Genomic DNA, 20,947 nt, shown 5'->3' on the forward strand with positions numbered 1-20,947 from the left:
TAACGTTAAAACAGACTACATTAGTACAAAATTGAATACAAGCTTATGAGCATAGAAATAGAAAGGAAATTTTTAGTTAAAAACTTGAATTTTAAGACGGAAAGCTTCAAAAAAAATTACATAAAACAAGGTTATTTAAATGCTGATAAAAATAGAACTGTAAGAGTTAGAATTTCTGATGATAATGCATTTATAACAGTAAAAGGTAAATCTAATGCAGAAGGAACAAGTAGGTTTGAATGGGAAAAAGAAATACCCGTTTCTGAAGCCAAAGAACTAATGCTTTTATGTGAACCTAGTTTAATTGAAAAGCACAGGTATCTCGTAATAAAAGGAAAACATACTTTTGAAGTTGATGAATTTCTTGGGGACAACCGAGGTTTAATTGTTGCTGAAGTTGAATTGAATTCTGAAAATGAAAATTTTGAGAAACCAAACTGGTTAGCTAAAGAAGTTACAGGAGAGTTAAAATATTATAATTCTAGTATTAGTAAAAATCCTTTTAAAAATTGGATATAAAAAACTCAACCAAGTGTTTGAAAAAATTTAATAATTTTATAGAGACCCAATAAGATAATTAGAGACTTACAGAATATAATATATCGTCAAAAAGTGACTAAAACTACCTAAAAGAACAAAAAGGTGAAATATTGCGTGATTGTATGGTAATTTTTTTATCATGTAAAGAATTGCCCCTATACTATAAAATACACCTCCAATAAATAATAAATTCAAACTAAATGGAGTTAAATTTTCTATTAAAGGATTGATAAAAAAAATAACTTGCCAACCCATTAATAAATACATTGCAGTAGAAATCTTATCAAACCTTCCTGTAAAAAACAATTTTAAAACAACACCAACTAACGCAAAAAGCCACACAAAAATTACCATGTAATTACCTAAACTAGAATTTAAACCGACCAAGCAAAGTGGCGTGTAACTACCTGCAATTAGTACATAAATTGCAGCATGGTCTAAAATATTTAATTTTCTTCTTTTTCTAGGCTCTTTTGCTGCATGGTAAAATGTAGATGCTGCATATAATATAATTAAACTAACACCATAAATTATAAAACTTGTAGGTTTCCAAAAACCGTTAAAATTTAATGCTTTTATAACTAAAAAAGGAAAAGCAATTACACTTAGCAATAAACCAAAAGCATGAGACCAAATGTTTAAATTCTCTTCAGAAGTATCATATGCATGATTTAGTTTTTCACTCATCTTTTTCTATTTGTATCTTTCATGTATTTAGAATCATTTTCTAAATTATTATAAAGAAGATTAAATGTTTTATTCTTTACATTTTCTAAGTCTTGCTGTAAACACATTCCTTTCGTTTCTATAAAATTATATTGTTGCACTCTTAGTATACCTGGTCTGCCTTTAAAAAAATCCCAAGAAAAAAAACGTTTGCAGTCATAATAAATTTGTGGTACAATTGGTATTTCAAACTCTATAGCCAAACTAAATGCTCCCTTCTTAAATGGTGCTAAAATCACATCTTCAGTTGGCACTAACCCTTCAGGAAAAATGGCCATACTTACACCATTTTGTAACCTTTCTTTTGCCATTTTAAAAACACGTTTTCTACTTTCTAAACTGCTTCTATCTACCATAATAACAGTTCTTTTATATATTAACCCAAATATAGGAATTTTAGCAAGTTCTTTTTTCCCTACAAATACAATCGGGTTTTTGCTGATAGCAATCAATAAAAAAGGGTCTAAAAGTGATGCATGATTAGGACAAAACATATAGCTTTTATCTAATTCAATTTTTTCTTCAGAATTAAAATCTATTCGAAAACCCATTCCATAAATCAATATTTTAGAAAATAATCTTGCGAACTTCCAAAATATGTGATAATGCTTTTCTTTAATTGAAAAAATCAATAAAAAAGGAAAAAGTAACAAGAGAGAACTAAACATTAAAATGTAAAACCAAACTCGCCAAATTAGTACTAAAGGAATTTTTAAAAATCTCATAAAGACCAAAAATACTAATTTATTTTTGTTTATTGATTTTCATAATCAAAACCTTATTTTTGTATTTGGATAAGATTTATATCTCACACTCTATTGTATTTTTGTGATTTATAGAACTTCATTATCACGTTTATAAAAGCAGTAAAAACAAAAATTAATGTCAAGAATTTTAACAGGCGTACAAAGTACAGGAACACCACATTTAGGTAATTTATTAGGAGCTATTTTACCAGCAATAGAAATGGCTAACAAGCCAGAAAACGAATCTTTTATATTTATTGCAGACATGCATTCTTTAACACAGATTAAAGATGGTAATTTATTAAGAGAAAACACATATAGTGTTGCTGCTACTTGGCTTGCTTGTGGTTTAGATATTAATAGAACTGTTTTTTACAGACAGAGTGATATCCCTCAGACAGCAGAATTAACTTGGTATTTAAGTTGCTTTTTTCCGTACCAAAGATTAACATTAGCACATGGTTTTAAAGACAAATCAGATAGATTAGGAGATGTAAATACGGGTTTATTTACCTATCCAATGTTAATGGCAGCAGATATTTTATTATATGATGCAGAAATTGTTCCTGTAGGAAAAGATCAATTACAGCATTTAGAAATGACACGTGATGTTGCCAATAGATTTAACAATATTGTTGGCGAAACGCTGGTGGCACCAGAAGCTAAAATACAAAAAGGTACAAAGTTAGTTCCAGGAACCGATGGTGAAAAAATGAGTAAATCTAGAGAAAACACCATCAATATTTTTCTTACTGATAAAAAATTGCGCAAACAAATTATGGGAATTAAAACCGATAGTTTGGCTTTAGAAGACCCAAAAAACCCAGATACTGATAATATTTTTGCATTGTATAATTTATTAGCTTCAGAAGCTCAAATTAAAGAAATGAGAGCAAACTATGAAGGAGGTAATTATGGTTACGGACATGCAAAACAAGCGCTATACGAGCTTATTCTAGAAAAGTTTGCAACTGTTAGGGAGCGCTACCATCATTTTATGGAAAACAAACATGAAATTGACGAAGCGCTTAGTATTGGTGCTAAAAAGGCAAGAGTTACTGCAGATTCTGTATTAAAAAGAGTTCGAAAAAAAATAGGGTATTAACTATTGAAGCATAGCATTACTGCAATTAAGAATACTATAAATTCATTTTTATGCTAAAATTTTGTTATGGCTGATCACCAAATTCAGTATTAAAGTTTTTAGTAACAAATGCATTAAAAAACAAGAGCGCCTAAAATGATATCTTTTAGGCGCTTTAAATTATAGAATTAAAAGGTGTATTTACTTAATCTTCATCGATTTTGCAATAGCCTCTAACTCAAACAAAAAAGCTCTTTTATTTACTGAAGGTGCATAGGTAAAACCTTCAAAAACTACAATTCTATTATTCTTTTTATCAACAACAGAATAATTTACAAATGGGCCTGCCATAAAATCGTTTTTCACCTCCCATTTCCCTCTTGTTTCATAGGTTTTTTTGCCATCTAAAATCATTTCAGAAGTAAAAGGTGTATACGCTTCCTCTGTAATCATGTGCATGGTTTCTGGGTCTGTACCAGGAATGTATTTTTCTCCAATACTATTTCTAACAGCTACAATGTTTTCAGAAACGCTAGCTTCATCTTCTAAAGGAACCGAATATACTAAGATGTTATTACTCCCTGTTTTTGCAATTCCGCTTGTTAAATGTTGTCTTAACCATAAAAAATCTCCAGTATCATCTACTGTCTTAAAATTTTCTGGCGCAGTAAAAGAAATCCCTAAGTTTTGAAGCGTTTTAAATTGAGACTCATCTAACTTCTTTTCTTTAAAAATATTCTGAGTCATTAGAACATCTGAAGAAATATAAGCAGCTATAATTTCTTTTTTATGTTTGTTAAATGTTTTTATAATACTTGCGTCATCTGTACCATAGACATAAATAATAGTTTGTGGTTGTGCATACACATTTTTCTTAATATAAAAATCCTCTTTCTTTCCTTCACCAATAATTAAAATGTTTCTAGAAACTTTCATCATACTTCCAAAACCATTTGGCGCAATTTGTGAAACGGACAATATTGGTTCTGGTTGAGGCAAACCTACCATAATCTCTCCAAAAGAATTTCTAATTGATGTTCCTAAATCCCCATTCCAGTGACTCGCTTTAGTAACAACCATTACTTTATTAATTTTTCCTAAAGAATTTCTTAGCACAAATTTATCTGTTCCTACACAAGAAGTTAGTAAAGTTGCTACAATACATATTGAAAATATTTTTTTCATAATTAGCTTTTATAGATTTTAAGTTTGGTTCCGGGTTTTATGCTTTTACCACTCCAAATATTGTTCCACTTTTTAATTTCATCAATAGAAACATTTTTAAACTTTCTAGATATCGTCCAAAGAGAATCTCCTTTTCTTACTGTATAGGTTTCAAAAGCTCCTTTTTTAGAAAATTTTTCTTTCTTTTTTGTTGATGAAACTTTTACAGAAGATTTTAAAATTGCTATTTTTTTAGGATAAATACTTAAACGTTGTCCAATTTTTAATCGACTCGTCTTCATTCGGTTCCAACGTTTTATTTCACTAACTCGTACTCCGAACTTATTAGCAATTTTCCCTAAGAAATCTCCACTTCTTACTTTGTAACGAATACGTTTATCCATTTCAAAATACTTTGGCAAAGGTTTTTCTCTTTTAGAGGCATCTGCTTCTGCTAATGTATAAATAGCATCTTCACTTTCAATAAAGTTAAAAGAATTTTTTCTTGGTAATGTAATTACATAATTTTTTCCTTCAACAAAAGGAATAATATCTAACTTGTAAGACGGGTTTAAAAACTGAATTAACTCTGAACTTATTCCTGTAGTTTCTGAAACATGATCGAAACTTATTGTCTTCTTTACATGAATAGTATCGGTTTCAAAATGACGAATTTGTGGTGCGTCTGCAATTAAATCATGTTCTTTTTGATATTCAAACAAATACATCGTTGCATAGAATGCAGGTACATAACTTGCTGTTTCTTGTGGTAAAAACGGACGAATATTCCAATAATTTCTGTAACCTCCAGAACGTTTTATTGCTTTTGCAACGTTACCAGGCCCCGAATTGTAGGCTGCTAAAGCCAAATCCCAGTCACCAAAAATATTATATAAGTCAGATAAATATTTACACGCAGCAATTGTTGCTTTTACAGGATCTTGTCGTTCATCTACATAAGAACTTACTTTTAAATTATATTGTACACCAGTTGGGTACATAAATTGCCACAAACCTGTTGCGCCAACTCTAGATTTTGCTGTAGGATCTAAAGCAGATTCTACTATTGCTAAATACTTCATTTCTAAAGGAATATCATATTGATCTAGATACTTCTCGAACATTGGAAAATAATATTCTGCCTTCGCCATTAAAGCAGGGTAATATCTTTTTCTATACTTTAAATAAGATTTAATTACCTTTTCTAATGCAGGGTTGTATGCTATATGAAAAGGCGTTTTTGCATTTACTTTTTGCAATCTTTCTTTTAAAAGTTCTGTTGACAATGTTACGTTAGAAACATCTTTTGTTTCTGCGTCTTTTATAATGTAAGTTGATGTTTCATATAATGGAGACTTGTATTTTGTATCCATCAATAAACTATCTATCAATACAATATCATAGTCAGAGAACAAGTCTGCTTGTGTAATTTTCTTAGGAATGGCGTCTTTTGGAGTTTGTGCAAAAAGACTTGTAGTAAAAAGTAATAATAGGAGGAATTTTTTCATAAAAACAGTTGTCTAATCGAGCGATATCGAGATATAATAAAACCTATCTAGCACTCATTTATATTTTCTATCACATAGAAACGCAAGCTATATTTTTATGTGATAGCTTTTATTTATTTTAAATATCTAATTCTAAAGCAATTGGGCAGTGATCTGAATGTTTTGCTTCCGGCAAAATATAAGCTCTAGAAATTGCGTCTTTTAAAGGTTCTGAAACCATTGCATAATCTAAACGCCATCCCTTATTATTCGCTCTTGCATTGGCTCTATAACTCCACCAAGAATATTCTTGTTTGTCTTGGTTTAAATAACGAAAACTATCTATAAAACCATTGTTAATAAAATCGCCAATCCAGGTTCTTTCTTCTGGCAAAAAACCAGAAACACCTTTCATTTTCGGGTTGTGAATATCTATTGCTTCATGACAAATATTATAATCTCCACAGATAACTAAATTCGGAATTTCTTGTTTCAAATTATTGATGTATTCTTGAAATTCATCCATAAAATTAAACTTAAAACTAAGTCTGTCTGAATTTGTTCCCGAAGGTAAATACAAACTCATCACAGAAACATTGTCAAAATCTACACGAAGATTTCGCCCTTCAAAATCCATGGTTTCAATTCCAGTTCCATACTCAATATGATTTGGTTTTTCCTTACAAAGAACAGCTACAGAAGAATAGCCTTTTTTTTGTGCAGAAAACCAATAATTATATTTATACCCAGCATTTTCAAACTCAGATAAATCTAATTGTTCTTTATGTGCCTTCGTTTCTTGAATACAAATTACATCTGGTTTTGCCGCCTCTAACCATTCTATAAAACCTTTTTTTAAGGCAGCTCTTATTCCGTTTACGTTGTAGGATATTATTTTCATAAAAATCTTTTCTTCATTTCTTTCCTTAAGAAAAGGAAATAATCTCAATGTTATTAATCTATAAGTATTGGTTGCTTTAAAAACAGCCAATTAATTTGTTTTATTTTTCCTTTTTCAGTTTGGATTATCTTTTTTCTTGGTGATAAAATAAAGGCTAAAACAGCACAAATTCCTGCTTTCATTATAAAATTATCCGTTTTAAAAAGTTGATCAAAAATCAACATAAAAACAACTATTAATATTGGATAGATGAGCCAATACACCTTTTTAAATAACTTCATATTACTTCAGTATTTTTTTATAAAATAGCCACCTAAATTGGGTCTCTGTTTCGTTTTGTTTTTTAACCTTTTTTAATCTTGGTGATAAAACAAAAGCCAAACCAATGTTTATTATTATGGTGTAGAGATTGGGTTCATACTCTAGAACCTTATAAGTAATTAACCCAAAAAAGATGATTAAAACTGGAAATAAAAGAGGAACAAATGGTGTAATTTTTTTCAATCTAGATATTCATTTCAGGGATCTCTCCATTTACAACTAAGGTTCCTTCCGTTGCTTGCTGAATTTCTTCAACAGAAACCCCAGGAGCTCTTTCTAATAAATGAAAAGCATTGTCTTTAACTTCTAAAACAGCTAAGTTTGTAACTACTTTTGTTACACAACCAACACCTGTTAATGGCAAAGAACATTTTTTTAATATTTTAGATTCACCTCGTTTATTAGAGTGCATCATTGCCACAATAATATTTTCTGCAGAGGCAACTAAATCCATTGCGCCTCCCATTCCTTTTACCATTTTTCCGGGAATTTTCCAATTGGCAATATCTCCATTTTCAGAAACTTCCATTGCACCAAGAATGGTTAAATCTACATGTTTTCCTCTAATCATAGCAAAACTCATAGAAGAATCAAAAAAACTTGCACCTGGCATGGTTGTAATGGTTTGCTTTCCTGCATTTATAATATCTGCATCTTCTTCTCCATCAAAAGGAAAAGGTCCCATTCCTAAAACACCATTTTCAGACTGAAATTCAACTTCAATATCATCTCTTACATAGTTGGCAACCAAAGTAGGAATTCCAATTCCTAAGTTTACGTAAAATCCATCTTGAACTTCTTGTGCAATTCGTTTTGCGATTCCTGTTTTATCTAAAGCCATAATTAATCTCTTTGTCTTACTGTTCGTTGTTCAATTCTCTTTTCATAAGCTGTTCCTTGAAAAATTCTTTGTACAAATATTCCTGGAATGTGAACGTTGTTAGGATCTAACTCACCTACTTCTACCATTTCTTCTACCTCTGCAACTGTAATTGTTGCTGCACCACACATATTCGGATTGAAGTTTCTTGAGGTTCCTTTAAAAACTAGATTTCCTGCTGCATCACCTTTCCAAGCTTTTACAAAAGCAAAATCTGCTTTAAATGCTGGCTCTAAAACATACATTTTACCGTCAAATTCTCTTGTTTCTTTTCCTTCAGCAACTTCTGTTCCATAGCCTGCAGGTGTGTAAAACGCAGGAAAACCGGCTTGTGCAGCTCTACATTTTTCTGCTAAAGTTCCTTGTGGTGTTAGTTCGACTTCTAATTCTCCAGACAACATTTGTCTTTCAAACTCATCGTTTTCGCCAACATAAGAAGAAATCATTTTTTTGATTTGCTTATTTTGAAGTAACAATCCCAATCCGAAATCATCTACACCAGCATTATTAGAAATACAAGTAACATCTCTAACGTCTAATTTAACTAATTCTGAAATTGCATTTTCCGGAATTCCGCACAAACCAAAACCACCTAACATAAAAGTCATTCCACTTTCTACACCTTCTAAAGCTTCTTGTACGTTATTTACTTTTTTATTAATCATATTAATTAAATTTTATAAGTTTTCTACTCCCTTAAGATCATATTTTAATTAAAGAAATTTTAAAAATCTGTATCCTCTTCTTGCGTTGTCCCTTTTCCTTTTTCATCCTTTTTTTCGTCACAGTCAATATTTATGGATAAGTTTTTTGGCTTGTCAAAATTTTCTTTACTAATATTCAAGTCTTTATCTGCATAACATTTCTGCATAAACAAAGCCCAAGAAGGTAAAGCCATGGTTGCTCCTTGTCCAAAACTAATTCCCGGAAAATGGGTAGCTCTATCTTCACCACCTGTCCAAACTCCTGTTGCTAGGTTTGGTACAATTCCCATAAACCAACCATCCGATTGGTTTTGAGTTGTTCCTGTTTTACCAGCAATTGCATTGGTTAATTTATAAGGAAAACCAGTTACAATTTTTGGATAAGAAGTCCAATTAGAACGTAATCTTGCCCCAGAACCAGATTGTGTAACTCCTTCTAATAAATTTAAAACTACGTAGGCAGACTCTTCGCTTAAAACTTCTTGTGTCTTTGGTATAAATTCTTCTAAAACAGTTCCATTTTTATCTTCAATTCTGGTAATAATCATAGGGCTAACTCGCAAACCTCTATTTGCAAAAGTAGAATATGCACTTACCATTTCTAATAACGATAATTCTACGGCTCCTAAAGCAATTGATGGGTTTGCTGGAATATCACTTTCTATACCCGCAGCTTTTGCCAAACGAACAACGTTTTCTGGCGAAACCATATCTATTAATCTTGCAGACATCGTATTTACAGAACCTGCTAGACCTTGTTTTAATGTCAACATTCCGCCGTATTTAGAACTCGCATTATCTGGGGTCCAAGCTTCTGGAATTCCGTATTTTCCCTTAGGAATTGTATACGGAATATTCGGAAACTGATCACAAGGAGATAATTTTAATTGATTAATGGCAGTTGCATATACAAATGGCTTAAAAGTAGAACCTACCTGTCTTTTTTGTTGCTCTACTGCATCAAACTTAAAATGTTTATAATCTACACCACCAACCCATGCTTTTATGTGCCCTGTTTGTGGTTCTATAGATAACAGACCAGAACGTAAAAAGTATTTGTAATATTTTATAGAATCATTTGGAGACATAATAGTATCTATATCGCCTTTGTAAGAAAATACTTTCATTGCTGTCTTTTTCTTAAAAACTTCCTCTATATATTTTGATGATTTTCCTGCTATTTCTAAACGTTTATATCTATCAGAATTTTTCTTTGCTCTGTTTATAATTCCTGCAACCTGACTCTTATCAATATCATAAAAAGGTGCGTTCTTATTCTTTTTTAGTTCTTTATAAAAGAATTTTTGTAAATTAGACATGTGCTCATCTATTGCCTCTTCTGCATATTGCTGCATTCTAGAATCTAACGTTACATAGATTTTTAAACCATCTTCAAAAATATTGTATTGTTCTCCGTTTGGTTTTGGGTGTTCTTGAACCCATCTGCGCATTACTTTTTGCAAATGACCTCTAAAGTAAGTTGCTGCGCCATCTTTGTGGCTTTCTTTATGAATATCTAAACCTAAATCTAGTTTTTGCAAAGAATCTTTTTCTACTTCTGTAATAAACTCACTACGTGTTAGTTGTTTTAACACTACGTTTCTACGCTGTTTTACTTTTTCCTCTCTTCTTAAAGGATTAAAATAAGATGAGTTTTTTAACATTCCTACCAACATTGCAGATTCACTTAAATTTAATTCTTTCGGTTCTTTTCCAAAATAAATTCTTGCTGCGGAACGAATCCCTACTGCCTGATTCAAAAAATCGTACTTATTCAGGTACATTGCAATTATTTCATTCTTAGTGTATTGCCTCTCTAATTTAGTAGCTACAACCCATTCTTTTGCTTTTTGAAGTACTCTTTTAACTATATTTTTTGATGCTTTTCCGGTAAACAACATTTTAGCCAATTGTTGTGTAATTGTACTTGCACCTCCACTTCCTGGCTTTAAAATAGCTCTTGCTGTTCCTTTAAAATCGATACCAGAGTGCTCGTAAAAACGCTCATCTTCCGTAGAAATTAATGCATTTACTAAGTTGGTTGGTAATTCCTTGAAATTTATGGGTGTTCTATTTTCCGTAGCATATTTACCAATGGTTTTCCCGTCAATAGAAATAACCTCTGTTGCTAAATTTTCTTGTGGATTTTCTAATTCTTCAAACGAGGGCAACGCATTAAAAGGATCCCAAGCGGTGTATAAGAACAATAATAAAATAAAGGTAAAACCTCCTAAAACGATTCCCCAGAACCACTTTAAATATTTTTTAAAACTTGTTGTTTCTTTCTTTGCCATTTTTAATTTATTTTTTCGATACTAAAACCAACATCTTGAATTCCGTTAAGGCTTTCAATAGCATTGACTTCTCCATTTTTTCTCATTGCTTGCCTTATATTTAAAGAATAAACCCCAGAAACAGGAAAAACCTTATGCTCTTTATAAAACAATTTATTTTCTTTTACTTCAGAGAAACCATCGCCTAAAAAAACACCCGAAGCATCTGTCATTTCATACTGTAACGTATCTATAACTAAACTATTATTCGGGAATTTTAACTCTGTAATTATATATAAATTACTAAACTCGTAATCGCTATTATTTCTAAGGTTAATAAATAAGTTCTTAGGTAAAACAGTGTCTTTAACTTCAAAGCTAAAAGCTACTTTTTCTCCAGACTGCCAAGAACTATTTTCTAATGTTTTATATTGATTAAATTCGGAAACATCATCGCAAGAGAACATCACAATTGAAACCAGTAAAAGCACAAAAAATCTATTTTTCTGAATCGCTTCCATTTTTAGGACTGTTGTTATTACGATTTCTATTATTATTTCTTCTTGGTTTACTTGTTTTTTTCACTTCACCTTTTGGCTGATTTGTATTTGCTGCTCCGTTTGTTTTTATATTTGGTTTTGCAACTACATCTGCCTTAGCATCTGCATTTGGTTTTGCTTTTGCATTTTCACTTGAATTTGGTTTTGGTCTTGGCTTAGGTTTTGCTCTTGGTCTCGGCTTTGGCTTATTTTGTGCTTGTGGTTTATTCTGCTGCTGTGGCTGTGGTTGCGTTTTGTTTTGTGGTTTTGCCTGAGGTTTTCTTCTGGCATTAGGTTTTTGTTGCGTAGCAATTGCAACTGCACCAACAACAGGTTTTTTCTTATTCTTATTTCTATTATTTCTTCGTTTACTTGTTTTTGGTGCATCAAAACGCGTTAAACTGTCTTGCCCAACTGCATCTTCGAAATCTACTTTTACAGGAACCTCTACATCTGCTTCATATTCTTCTAACGTAGCAGATTTTTCGTTATCTTTATTTAGCGCTACTATTTCTAAAACTTGCTCTAATGTTAAACGAAACCATTTAAAACGCTCTTCTTTATAAGTATACCAAAGATGGTTTTTAAAAATATCCATCTTTACAAAAACAGCTTCTCCTTTTTCGGTCTTTAAAACTAAATCTTGTTTTGGAAACGTTTTTAAAGCATCTAAATAGGTGTCTAATTCAAAATTTAAACAACATTTTAGTTTACCACATTGTCCTGCTAACTTTAAAGGGTTTAAAGATAATTGCTGGTAACGAGCTGCAGATGTTGTTACTTTTCTAAAATCTGTTAACCAAGTAGAACAACACAATTCTCTACCACAAGAACCAACACCACCTAAACGTGCAGCTTCTTGCCTTGCGCCTACTTGTTTCATTTCTACACGAATAGAAAATGCACTCGCTAAATCTCTAATTAACTGTCTAAAATCTACTCTTGTTTCTGCTGTGTAGTAAAAAGTTGCCTTATTACCATCTCCCTGATACTCAACATCAGAAAGTTTCATTTGTAGTCCTAAACGGCCTAAAATTTCTCTTCCTTTTTTTTGAGTTTCTTCTTCTTTACCTCTCGCTTGCTGCCAGATATCAATATCTCTTTGAGATGCTTTTCTATAAATCTTCTTTACTTCTTCATGATCTTCAGTAATTTTGTGCTTTTTCATTTGCACTTTTACCAATTCTCCTGCTAAAGAAACTGTACCAATATCATGCCCTGGAGAGCCTTCTACAGCAACAATATCTCCCATTGTTATGGGTAAATTATCTGGATTTTTATAAAAATGTTTTCTTCCGTTTTTAAATCGGACTTCAAAAATATTGAATCTTTCTTGTCCGCTTGGTAACGTCATGTTAGACAACCAGTCGAAAACGGCTAGTTTATTACTACCACTTCCACAGGTTCCTGACCCACAATTACCATTACTTTTACAACCTTTTGGTACGCCATCTTCTGTTGTACCACAATTTCCACATGCCATGTGATTTATATATTATTTAGTAATTAGCTGACGGCAACTAGCTCTTAGCAATCTCTACTAAAAACGAACACCGAAAACCGAACTACTGTTTGGTTCATAATTTGATTATCAAGCCACTACAAAAAAGTGATTTGACAAAGTCTAATCAGTAAATATATGAAATCTCGCTGACACCTAAAAGGGATTTTTTTGACAAAAAAAAGACCTCAAAACTGAGGTCTTTTATATATTTGTTTATAAATAAGTTACTTCTTAAACTTTAAAACTTCACTTCGTCCTTTTTTAAAGATTTTATTGCTATTTCCTTTTCCTTTTCGAAGTTCTTTTTGCTCTTCGAAAGACAATTGAATTATTTCTTGGCAATCTGTAGAACAGGTATTTTCCATTGCTTCTGAACAGGCATCACATTGAATAAATAATAAATGACAGGCTTCGTTTGCACAATTTGTATGTTCATTACATGGTTTACCACATTGGTGACAATTAGAAACTACATCGTCTGTAATTTTTTCTGCTCTTCTATGGTCAAAAACAAAGTTTTTACCAATAAATTTATTCTCGATGCCTTCTTCTTTTACTTGACGTGTGTATTCTATAATTCCGCCTTCTAATTGAAAAACGTTTTTAAAACCTTTATGTTTGTAATATGCTGATGCTTTTTCGCAACGAATTCCGCCAGTACAATACATTAGCAAATTCTTGTCTTCTTTGTTGTCTTTCAAATCTTCTTCTATAATATCTAGAGAATCTCTAAAGGTATCTACATCTGGTGTTACAGCACCATCGAAATGACCAATTTCACTTTCGTAATGATTACGCATGTCTACACAAACCGTATCTGGGTTTGCCAACATTGCATTGAATTCTGCCGCATTTAAATGCACTCCTTTCGCGGTTACATCAAACGTTTCATCATTTAAACCATCTGCCACAATTTTGTTTCTTACTTTTACCTTGAGCTTTAAGAACGATTTATTATCGTGCTCTACAGCTACATTTAGACGAATATCTTTTAAGAAAGAAATACTGTCTAATTGGTCTTTTAAAGCGTAAAAGTTTTCTGAAGGCACAGATAATTGTGCATTTATACCTTCATAAGAAACGTAAATTCTACCAAGTACATCTAAAGCGTTCCATTCTAGAAATAACTTGTCTCTAAATAATTGTGGATTTTCTATCTTATAGTATTGATAGAAAGAAATTGTTAAGCGGTCTTTGCCAGCTTCGTCTATTAATGCAGCGCGTTCTATTGCGCTTAACTTATTGTACAGTTGCATGCTATACTAATTAGATTTAACGTTTTTAAACTGAATTTATTTCAGTTCTTCTTACTGCAAAGTTACAAATTTTTAGAAACAGATTTTATGATTTTTATCATGGATTTCATAGGTTTTACTAAGTAATAAAATAAGCTAGCAAACAAATTTAGCCTAGATTGAAGCATTTGTTTGAGCTCTTTTTTGCCTTTTTAGGCAGAAAAAGCTAGTGCGGAAAGCTGGAAATAGCTTCAAAAAGAAAAAAAACGAAAAGTTGATTTGTTCAAATTTCACTACGGATTGTTTAATTTTAAACATTACAAAAATTCTTTATTCAATTTTAAACTTTAGCTGATTTATAACGGTTTGTGTCATTTAACTCCTTCTTTTTTTTAGCATCTTTGCAATATCAAAATTTATAAAAGATGAAAGTAGCTGTAGTTGGCGCAACTGGAATGGTTGGCACAGTAATGTTAAAAGTTTTAGAAGAACGTAATTTACCAATAACGGAATTAATTCCTGTAGCATCTGCAAGATCTGCTGGTAAAAAATTAGCATACAAAAGTAAAGAATACACCATTGTAACTTTAGAAGATGCTATAAAAATGACCCCAGATATTGCTTTATTTTCTGCTGGAGGAGATACTTCTTTAGAATGGGCTCCTAAATTTGCTGAAGCTGGTACAACAGTTATCGATAATTCTTCTGCTTGGAGAATGGATCCTACAAAGAAATTGGTGGTTCCAGAAATTAACGGAGACGTTTTAACGAAGGATGATAAAATTATAGCAAACCCTAATTGCTCTACGATTCAGTTGGTAATGGCCTTGGCTCCTTTGCACACAAAATATAAAATGAAACGTGTAGTTATTTCTACGTATCAATCTGTTTCTGGTACGGGTGTAAAAGCAGTACAGCAACTAGATAATGAAGAGGCTGGTATTGATGGCGAAATGGCATATCCTCATAAAATTGGTAGAAATGCATTGCCGCATTGTGATGTTTTCTTAGAAAACGGCTACACGAAAGAGGAAATGAAATTGGTAAAAGAGCCAAAGAAAATTTTACGAGATGACTCTTTTTCTGTAACAGCAACTGCGGTTAGAATTCCTACTGCTGGCGGACATTCGGAAGCTGTAAATGTGCAGTTTCATAATGATTTTGATCTGGCTGAAGTACGTCAAATATTAAATGATTCTCCAGGAATTATTGTACAAGATGATTTGGCAAATAACATTTACCCAATGCCAATTAATGCCCATAATAAAGACGAAGTATTTGTTGGACGTATTAGAAGGGATGAATCTCAAGAAAATACCTTAAATTTGTGGATTGTTGCAGATAACCTTAGAAAAGGGGCTGCTACTAACACAGTTCAAATAGCTGAATATTTAGTTGAGAATAATTTAGTTTAATACATTTATGGCAGAATTTCACAAAGTAAACATACAAGAAATAAAACAAGAAACCGCAGATGCGGTTTCTGTTGTATTTAAGATACCCGAGAATTTAAAAGCAGATTTTAAATTTAAATCGGGACAATACATTACACTTCAAAAAGAAATAAATAGCGAAGAAATTAGAAGAGCATACTCTATTTGTTCTACCCCAACAAGTGGAGAAATTAGAGTCGCTATTAAAAAAGTAGCAGACGGCTTGTTTTCTACTTATGCAACATCTAACTTAAAAGTGGGTGATGAAATAGAAATTTCTGTTCCTGAAGGACGTTTTTCACTGAACGCTGAAGCAAATAAAAATTACATTGGTTTTGCAGCTGGATCTGGAATTACACCAATTTTATCGATGATAAAATCTGTTTTAGAAACAGAGAAAACATCTAATTTCACATTGGTGTATGGTAATAAATCGATGGCAGATACTATCTTTTTTGAAGAATTAAATCAACTAAAAGAAACGTATTCAGATCGTTTTAAACTGCATTATATTTATAGTAGAGAAAATGTAAAAAATGGTTTAAGAGGCAGAATTGATGCAAGTGTAACCAACTACTTTGTAAAAAACATGTACAAAGAAACTTCTTTTGATGCTGCATTTTTATGTGGCCCAGAAGAAATGATCAAAGAGGTTTCTAATACTTTAGAGAAAAACAAAATAGCCAAAGAAAATATTCATTTCGAATTATTTACAGCTTCTGTAGACAAAGAAAAGGTAGCGCAAGTTAAAGAAGGACAAACAGAAATTACGGTTCTTTTAGACGATGAAAAAACCACCTTTACAATGTCTCAAACAGATGATCTTTTAGCTTCGAGTTTGCGCCATCATTTAGATGCTCCTTATTCTTGCCAAGGCGGAGTTTGTAGTTCTTGTTTATGCAAAGTTACTGAAGGAAAAGCAGTGATGATTAAAAACTCTATTTTAACAGATAGTGAAGTTGAAGAAGGATTCGTTTTAGCTTGTCAAGCATATCCAACAACACCTAAAATAACAATTGACTTTGATGATGTTTAAAATTCCGTATTTTTGCTAATATGGATATTTACGACTTTAAAAATGCTTTTTTAATTGGTTTTTTCATGGCTTTCATGATTGGACCTGTTTTTTTTATGCTAATACAAACCAGTATTTTAAAAGGTGCTAGAGCTGCAATTGTATTCGATTTAGGTGTAATCTTAGGAGATTTATGTTTTATTTTAATTGCCTATTACGGTAGTAGGTCTTTGCTAGAAGAAATAAAAGATGATCCAAGATTATTTTTTTTAGGAGGATTGGTTTTAATTATTTACGGGTTAATCACGTATTTAGAAAAAGAGAATAAAAAAGAAGCGCTAGAGTCTGCAAAAATTGTAAAAGTTCCGATAAAAAATAATTATTTAAAACTCTTTTTTAAAGGCTACTTCTTAAATTTTATAAACGTTGGCGTTTTAGCTTTCTGGTTAGGTACTGTTCTCGTAATTGGTCCCACTTTAAAAATGGATCAGAATGCTATTTTTTGGTACTTCGGAACTGTTCTGTTAGGCTATTTTATAACTGATTTAGGTAAGATATTTTTAGCAAAACAACTTAAAAATAAAATGACACCACCCGTAATTTTTAGAATAAAGAAGATTATGGGAATTATCTTAATTGTTTGTGGTGTGTTTTTAATGTTGAAAGGCTTTATTCCGAATGAAAAAATTGAAGAATTTATTCAATAATAGATAAGTTCAGATAAAAAAAGACCTCATTTATTTATATAAATGAGGTCTTTTTTTTTGATTATTTTAGAGTATTTACTTTACTTCAAAAACATTATTGTCATCATTTACATCTGCCATTAACTTACTTTTGTCTATTGTAACAGATTTTACAGCTTTAGAAACGTTAAAAGAATATGTTGGTATTGCCCAACCCCAATCTTTTAAAACGGTTGCTGTAGTAGGTTTATTTCCTCTCATCATTCTTAACGGAATATTAAAATTCTCTTTAGAACCATCTGTATAAACAACTTCTAAATCCATCGGCATTGGCATTTGTCCGATTCTTTCTAGCGTTATATTTTTTCCATTCACAGATTTAATTCCGTAGTCGATTGTATGAATTGTTTGTGTCCATTCGTTTAAATACCAATCTAAATGAATTCCAGAAACTTTTTCCATAGAACGTTTTACATCATTTGGTGTTGGATGTTTAAAACTGAAATCTGCAAAATACTTTTTAAGTCCGTTAGCAACATTTTCAACCCCAATAATATACTCTAATTGAGATAAAAACATACTTCCTTTTCCATAACTTGCAGTACCGTAAGCTGCATTCGTATTATATCTATCTGCATGCGTTGTTAATGGCTCTTCAATATTATTATTAACTAAATAATTATATCCTCTGTAAGGACCAGCATTCGGATTATTGTCTCCTCTATCTAAAATTTCATAAGATGCTTTATTAGAAATATAAGAAGTAAATCCTTCATCCATCCAAGGATGTTTACTTTCATTAGTCGCTAATAAAAACTGAAACCAAGTATGTGCCATTTCATGTGCTGTTACTCCAAAAAGGCTTCCAAAACTTCTCTCTCCTGTAATTAAAGTAGACATTGCATATTCCATTCCACCATCTCCACCTTGTATTACAGAGTATTGCTTGTAAGGATATGCACCAATATGTTTGCTAAAATAACTCATTAACTCAGCTGTTTTTGGTTGTAAATCTTTCCAATTACTTAGATATTTTGCTTCTAAGGTTTTCTTATACAAGAAGTGTAAATCAATTCCATTAGCCATTTTTAAAACATCGTGGTTATAGTCTGGATCTGCAGCCCACATAAAGTCATGTACGTTCGGCGCCTTAAAATGCCAAGTCAATTTATCTGTATTAGGAATGTTTAAAGGTTTCGATTTGTCTTCATAGCCATAACCAATTTCTTGCGGATTCTGTAAATACCCAGTTCCACCAAGAATGTATTTTTTATCGATTGAAATTTTTACATCAAAATTACCCCAAACCGCATGAAATTCTCTCGCAATATAAGGTGGTGTGTGCCAACCTTCGAAATCATATTCTGCCATTTTAGGATACCATTGTGCCATAGACAAAGCAACACCTTCTTTGCTATTTCTACCAGACCTTCTAACTTGATCCGGAACTTGTGCATCAAAAATCATATCTAAAGTTACACTTTCACCAGATGCAATAGGTTTATTTAAAGTTACTTCTAAAATAGTTCCTACAGTTTCAAAAGAAACGGCTGTTCCGTTTTGTGTAAGTGAATTCACTTTTATATAACCAATCTCATCGGCATTTAATTTGCTAATTCGATCCCTAACTCTTCTATCTGGATCTTTGATATTTAAAGAACGAACATCCATTTGAGAACCTGGTTGAAATGCATTAAAATACAAATGGTAATATACTTTTGTTAACTCATCTGGTGAATTATTTGTATAAACTGCTTTCTGTGTTCCTTTATATTGATGTTTTTCTACATCTACATCAATATCCATCGTATAATCGATGTGTTGCTGCCAATATGTAGTAAACTTAGCATCTTTGTTTTGCTGATAAGTTACTTCTTTTGTCTGCGTACAAGAAGTTATCAATGCAATTGTAAAAACTAAAAATAGGTTTTTTTTCATGTTATAATAGATTAAGTTTAACTATAAAAGTAAAAAACAGCGATGAAATCATCACTGTTTTTTGAAATTATTTTTTTCCGTTTACAATCCTATCTGCCATTTTTACAGCATTGTAGGCATTTACCACTCTACCAGATACAGATAAATCTGAAAATGGAACTTTTTCTTCTTTTGTTCCTGGCTTAATTACTTCGAAATTAATTTTGATACCAGAATTCATTAAAATATGTTTTACCTGACTTGCAGATAATTGCGGATAATAAGAACGAACCAAAGCTGCTACTCCTGCACTAGAAGGTGCTGCCATAGAAGTACCACTAATTGCTTGGTATTCATCTTTTGGAAAAGTTGCATAAATAGCTACCCCAGGTGCAAATACATCTACATTCATTTTTCCGTAATTAGAAAAAGTTGCTGGTAATTTTTCATCATAATGCAAACTCATTGCACCAATGGTTAAAACATTATCAGAAATTTCATTTACCAAGTCTTCAGAATCATTTGGGTATGTTCTTTCTACATCAATATCTTTACCATCGTTACCTGCAGCATTTACAATTAAAACATCTTTACTTGCTGCATATTTAATTGCGTCGTAAACCCATTGTTTGTTTGGTGAGTATGCTTTACCAAAACTTGTATTGATAACTTTAGCGCCATTATCTACTGCATAACGAATTCCTAAAGCGATATCTTTATCATGCTCATCTCCATCTGGCACAACTCTTACTGCCATAATTTTCACATTATTTGCAACACCATTTACCCCTTTACCATTGTTTCTAGATGCTGCTACTATACCAGCAACATGCGTTCCATGGCTTTCTAAATCTTTAGAACCTATTACATTATTGTTTCCGTAGAATTTATCTGTGATATCATATAAATCATCTCCTAAAGTCTGACGTTCATTAAAATCTAGATCGTAACTTTTAGAAGCATCTTTTCCTTTTTTATAATCTGTTAATTGTTTTTTATAGTCTAACAAACCTGCTTCAGACATTCCTCTGCCTAACATATTAGAAACATCTGCAATTTTAGCTGCTAGTTGAGCACTTTCTGGCTTTGCACTTTTTAAGTTTTCTACAGAAAGCTCTTGTTTGCCTAAGAACTTTTTCACCTCCATAAAGTTCTGCTCAATTTGACTAATTCTATCTTCGGTTTGTTTAAGATTGGCTAACTCTTCCTTGTGGGCATCAACAGATTTTGTGTATTTTTCTTTTAATTTTAAGAATTGTTGAAATTCAGTTTTATCAGCATCCGCAATTTCTGAAGCTTTTTTATCACCAAACTTATCCATTCCTTTTTTAACAATTCTGGTTAACTCTAACTGATCTGCATTTACAATTTTACCAGCCTTATTTCCTAAGAAATTCCAACCATGAATATCATCTACATACCCATTATTATCATCATCTTTATTATTGCCAGCAACCTCCTTTAGGTTTACCCAGGCAACATCTTTTAAATCTTCATGCTCTACATCTATACCAGAATCTGCAATTGCTACAATAACTGTTGTACCGTTCTTTCCTTCTAAAAATTGATATGCTTTTGCAATACTCATTCCAGGAATAGAATCTGTTTGTAAATCCATATGACTCCAAACATGCTCTTCACTTTCAGTTAACACGCCTTTTTTCGCAGGAACATTAATCACAGTATCAGTTCCATTAGGAACCGGAATTGTATTTACTGATGTTTTACAACTTGCTAATAAAAATGCAGCTACTGCTGTATAAATAATTGGTTTTAATACGCTCATTTCTCT

General features: G+C 31.8%; 19 protein-coding genes. 5 read left to right on the forward strand and 14 right to left on the reverse strand.

Annotated elements, in window-relative coordinates; genetic code table 11:
• The first annotated feature begins 45 nt into the window (after positions 1–45).
• On the forward strand, positions 46–519 hold the full coding sequence (locus CW731_RS09715) for a CYTH domain-containing protein (protein ID WP_100946541.1): 474 nt from the start codon (positions 46–48) through the stop codon (positions 517–519).
• A 66-nt stretch (positions 520–585) separates the two neighbouring features.
• Here CW731_RS09715 and CW731_RS09720 read toward each other — a convergent pair whose 3' ends face one another.
• Together CW731_RS09720 and CW731_RS09725 are read right to left on the reverse strand one after the other, a co-directional pair.
• The gene (locus CW731_RS09720; RefSeq protein WP_100946542.1) at positions 586–1,227 is read right to left on the reverse strand and encodes a hemolysin III family protein; all 642 of its coding nucleotides are present in this window, start codon (positions 1,225–1,227) and stop codon (positions 586–588) included.
• Positions 1,224–1,817 (reverse strand): lysophospholipid acyltransferase family protein, encoded by a 594-nt coding sequence (locus CW731_RS09725; RefSeq protein ID WP_368356652.1) that lies wholly within the window; start codon positions 1,815–1,817, stop codon positions 1,224–1,226. Before CW731_RS09725 ends, CW731_RS09720 begins: the two co-directional genes overlap by 4 nt.
• Before the next feature lie 331 nt (positions 1,818–2,148).
• Between CW731_RS09725 and trpS the strand changes: the two genes are divergently transcribed.
• Positions 2,149–3,117, forward strand: a complete 969-nt coding sequence (gene trpS / locus CW731_RS09730) for a tryptophan--tRNA ligase (RefSeq protein ID WP_100946544.1) — start codon at positions 2,149–2,151, stop codon at positions 3,115–3,117.
• A gap of 180 nt (positions 3,118–3,297) precedes the next feature.
• On the opposite strand, the gene CW731_RS09735 is transcribed toward trpS, so the two are convergent.
• From CW731_RS09735 to CW731_RS09785, 10 genes are all read right to left on the reverse strand, one after another.
• Positions 3,298–4,281, reverse strand: a complete 984-nt coding sequence (locus tag CW731_RS09735) for a DUF4837 family protein (RefSeq protein WP_100946545.1) — start codon at positions 4,279–4,281, stop codon at positions 3,298–3,300.
• A 2-nt stretch (positions 4,282–4,283) separates the two neighbouring features.
• Positions 4,284–5,768 carry a lytic transglycosylase domain-containing protein gene (locus tag CW731_RS09740; protein WP_100946546.1) on the reverse strand — a complete coding sequence of 495 codons (1,485 nt, stop codon included), beginning with the start codon at positions 5,766–5,768 and terminating at the stop codon, positions 4,284–4,286.
• Between the two features lie 118 nt (positions 5,769–5,886).
• Positions 5,887–6,648, reverse strand: a complete 762-nt coding sequence (locus CW731_RS09745) for an exodeoxyribonuclease III (RefSeq protein WP_100947673.1) — start codon at positions 6,646–6,648, stop codon at positions 5,887–5,889.
• A gap of 53 nt (positions 6,649–6,701) precedes the next feature.
• A complete protein-coding gene (locus CW731_RS09750; protein ID WP_100946547.1) occupies positions 6,702–6,929 on the reverse strand; it encodes a hypothetical protein in 228 nt (75 codons plus the stop codon).
• Positions 6,930–7,153: 224 nt separating this feature from the next.
• Complete coding sequence (locus CW731_RS09760) at positions 7,154–7,810, reverse strand: CoA transferase subunit B (protein WP_100946549.1); 657 nt, start codon at positions 7,808–7,810, stop codon at positions 7,154–7,156.
• A gap of 2 nt (positions 7,811–7,812) precedes the next feature.
• Positions 7,813–8,514, reverse strand: coding sequence for a CoA transferase subunit A (locus CW731_RS09765; protein ID WP_100946550.1), 702 nt, complete (start codon positions 8,512–8,514; stop codon positions 7,813–7,815).
• Between the two features lie 59 nt (positions 8,515–8,573).
• Positions 8,574–10,847: a penicillin-binding protein 1A gene (locus CW731_RS09770; protein WP_100946551.1), complete on the reverse strand. Its 2,274-nt coding sequence runs from the start codon at positions 10,845–10,847 to the stop codon at positions 8,574–8,576.
• Positions 10,848–10,849: 2 nt separating this feature from the next.
• Positions 10,850–11,347: a gliding motility lipoprotein GldH gene (locus tag CW731_RS09775; RefSeq protein WP_100946552.1), complete on the reverse strand. Its 498-nt coding sequence runs from the start codon at positions 11,345–11,347 to the stop codon at positions 10,850–10,852.
• Positions 11,325–12,848, reverse strand: coding sequence for a regulatory iron-sulfur-containing complex subunit RicT (gene ricT / locus CW731_RS09780; RefSeq protein ID WP_100946553.1), 1,524 nt, complete (start codon positions 12,846–12,848; stop codon positions 11,325–11,327). The genes CW731_RS09775 and ricT overlap by 23 nt, the downstream gene beginning before the upstream one ends.
• 245 nt (positions 12,849–13,093) lie before the next feature.
• On the reverse strand, positions 13,094–14,125 hold the full coding sequence (locus CW731_RS09785; RefSeq protein WP_100946554.1) for a rhodanese-related sulfurtransferase: 1,032 nt from the start codon (positions 14,123–14,125) through the stop codon (positions 13,094–13,096).
• A gap of 404 nt (positions 14,126–14,529) precedes the next feature.
• Here CW731_RS09785 and CW731_RS09790 point away from each other — a divergent pair, with 404 nt between their 5' ends.
• The 3 genes from CW731_RS09790 to CW731_RS09800 are packed head-to-tail and all read left to right on the forward strand — an operon-like array spanning position 14,530 to position 17,259.
• Complete coding sequence (locus CW731_RS09790) at positions 14,530–15,519, forward strand: aspartate-semialdehyde dehydrogenase (RefSeq protein ID WP_100946555.1); 990 nt, start codon at positions 14,530–14,532, stop codon at positions 15,517–15,519.
• A gap of 7 nt (positions 15,520–15,526) precedes the next feature.
• The gene (locus CW731_RS09795) at positions 15,527–16,573 is read left to right on the forward strand and encodes a ferredoxin--NADP reductase (protein WP_100946556.1); all 1,047 of its coding nucleotides are present in this window, start codon (positions 15,527–15,529) and stop codon (positions 16,571–16,573) included.
• A 20-nt stretch (positions 16,574–16,593) separates the two neighbouring features.
• A complete protein-coding gene (locus CW731_RS09800) occupies positions 16,594–17,259 on the forward strand; it encodes a LysE family translocator (RefSeq protein ID WP_100946557.1) in 666 nt (221 codons plus the stop codon).
• A gap of 75 nt (positions 17,260–17,334) precedes the next feature.
• Here CW731_RS09800 and CW731_RS09805 read toward each other — a convergent pair whose 3' ends face one another.
• Both CW731_RS09805 and CW731_RS09810 read right to left on the reverse strand, forming a co-directional pair.
• Positions 17,335–19,176: a M1 family metallopeptidase gene (locus CW731_RS09805; RefSeq protein ID WP_100946558.1), complete on the reverse strand. Its 1,842-nt coding sequence runs from the start codon at positions 19,174–19,176 to the stop codon at positions 17,335–17,337.
• A 67-nt stretch (positions 19,177–19,243) separates the two neighbouring features.
• The gene (locus CW731_RS09810) at positions 19,244–20,941 is read right to left on the reverse strand and encodes a S8 family peptidase (protein ID WP_100946559.1); all 1,698 of its coding nucleotides are present in this window, start codon (positions 20,939–20,941) and stop codon (positions 19,244–19,246) included.
• Positions 20,942–20,947: the final 6 nt, after the last annotated feature.

The sequence above is a fragment of the Polaribacter sp. ALD11 genome, assembly GCF_002831685.1.
Lineage (GTDB): Bacteria > Bacteroidota > Bacteroidia > Flavobacteriales > Flavobacteriaceae > Polaribacter.

What these genes read in the sequence shown, in the direction of transcription:
- CW731_RS09795 (WP_100946556.1), top strand. Translation starts at nt 15,527, where the DNA reads ATGGCAGAATTTCACAAAGTAAACATACAAGAAATAAAACAAGAAACC.
- CW731_RS09760 (WP_100946549.1), bottom strand. Translation starts at nt 7,810, where the DNA reads ATGGCTTTAGATAAAACAGGAATCGCAAAACGAATTGCACAAGAAGTT.
- CW731_RS09750 (WP_100946547.1), bottom strand. Translation starts at nt 6,929, where the DNA reads ATGAAGTTATTTAAAAAGGTGTATTGGCTCATCTATCCAATATTAATA.
- CW731_RS09775 (WP_100946552.1), bottom strand. Translation starts at nt 11,347, where the DNA reads ATGGAAGCGATTCAGAAAAATAGATTTTTTGTGCTTTTACTGGTTTCA.
- CW731_RS09720 (WP_100946542.1), bottom strand. Translation starts at nt 1,227, where the DNA reads ATGAGTGAAAAACTAAATCATGCATATGATACTTCTGAAGAGAATTTA.
- CW731_RS09810 (WP_100946559.1), bottom strand. Translation starts at nt 20,941, where the DNA reads ATGAGCGTATTAAAACCAATTATTTATACAGCAGTAGCTGCATTTTTA.
- CW731_RS09745 (WP_100947673.1), bottom strand. Translation starts at nt 6,648, where the DNA reads ATGAAAATAATATCCTACAACGTAAACGGAATAAGAGCTGCCTTAAAA.
- CW731_RS09785 (WP_100946554.1), bottom strand. Translation starts at nt 14,125, where the DNA reads ATGCAACTGTACAATAAGTTAAGCGCAATAGAACGCGCTGCATTAATA.
- CW731_RS09800 (WP_100946557.1), top strand. Translation starts at nt 16,594, where the DNA reads ATGGATATTTACGACTTTAAAAATGCTTTTTTAATTGGTTTTTTCATG.
- CW731_RS09770 (WP_100946551.1), bottom strand. Translation starts at nt 10,847, where the DNA reads ATGGCAAAGAAAGAAACAACAAGTTTTAAAAAATATTTAAAGTGGTTC.
- CW731_RS09725 (WP_368356652.1), bottom strand. Translation starts at nt 1,817, where the DNA reads ATGGGTTTTCGAATAGATTTTAATTCTGAAGAAAAAATTGAATTAGAT.
- ricT (WP_100946553.1), bottom strand. Translation starts at nt 12,848, where the DNA reads ATGGCATGTGGAAATTGTGGTACAACAGAAGATGGCGTACCAAAAGGT.
- CW731_RS09790 (WP_100946555.1), top strand. Translation starts at nt 14,530, where the DNA reads ATGAAAGTAGCTGTAGTTGGCGCAACTGGAATGGTTGGCACAGTAATG.
- CW731_RS09740 (WP_100946546.1), bottom strand. Translation starts at nt 5,768, where the DNA reads ATGAAAAAATTCCTCCTATTATTACTTTTTACTACAAGTCTTTTTGCA.
- CW731_RS09735 (WP_100946545.1), bottom strand. Translation starts at nt 4,281, where the DNA reads ATGAAAAAAATATTTTCAATATGTATTGTAGCAACTTTACTAACTTCT.
- CW731_RS09805 (WP_100946558.1), bottom strand. Translation starts at nt 19,176, where the DNA reads ATGAAAAAAAACCTATTTTTAGTTTTTACAATTGCATTGATAACTTCT.
- trpS (WP_100946544.1), top strand. Translation starts at nt 2,149, where the DNA reads ATGTCAAGAATTTTAACAGGCGTACAAAGTACAGGAACACCACATTTA.
- CW731_RS09765 (WP_100946550.1), bottom strand. Translation starts at nt 8,514, where the DNA reads ATGATTAATAAAAAAGTAAATAACGTACAAGAAGCTTTAGAAGGTGTA.
- CW731_RS09715 (WP_100946541.1), top strand. Translation starts at nt 46, where the DNA reads ATGAGCATAGAAATAGAAAGGAAATTTTTAGTTAAAAACTTGAATTTT.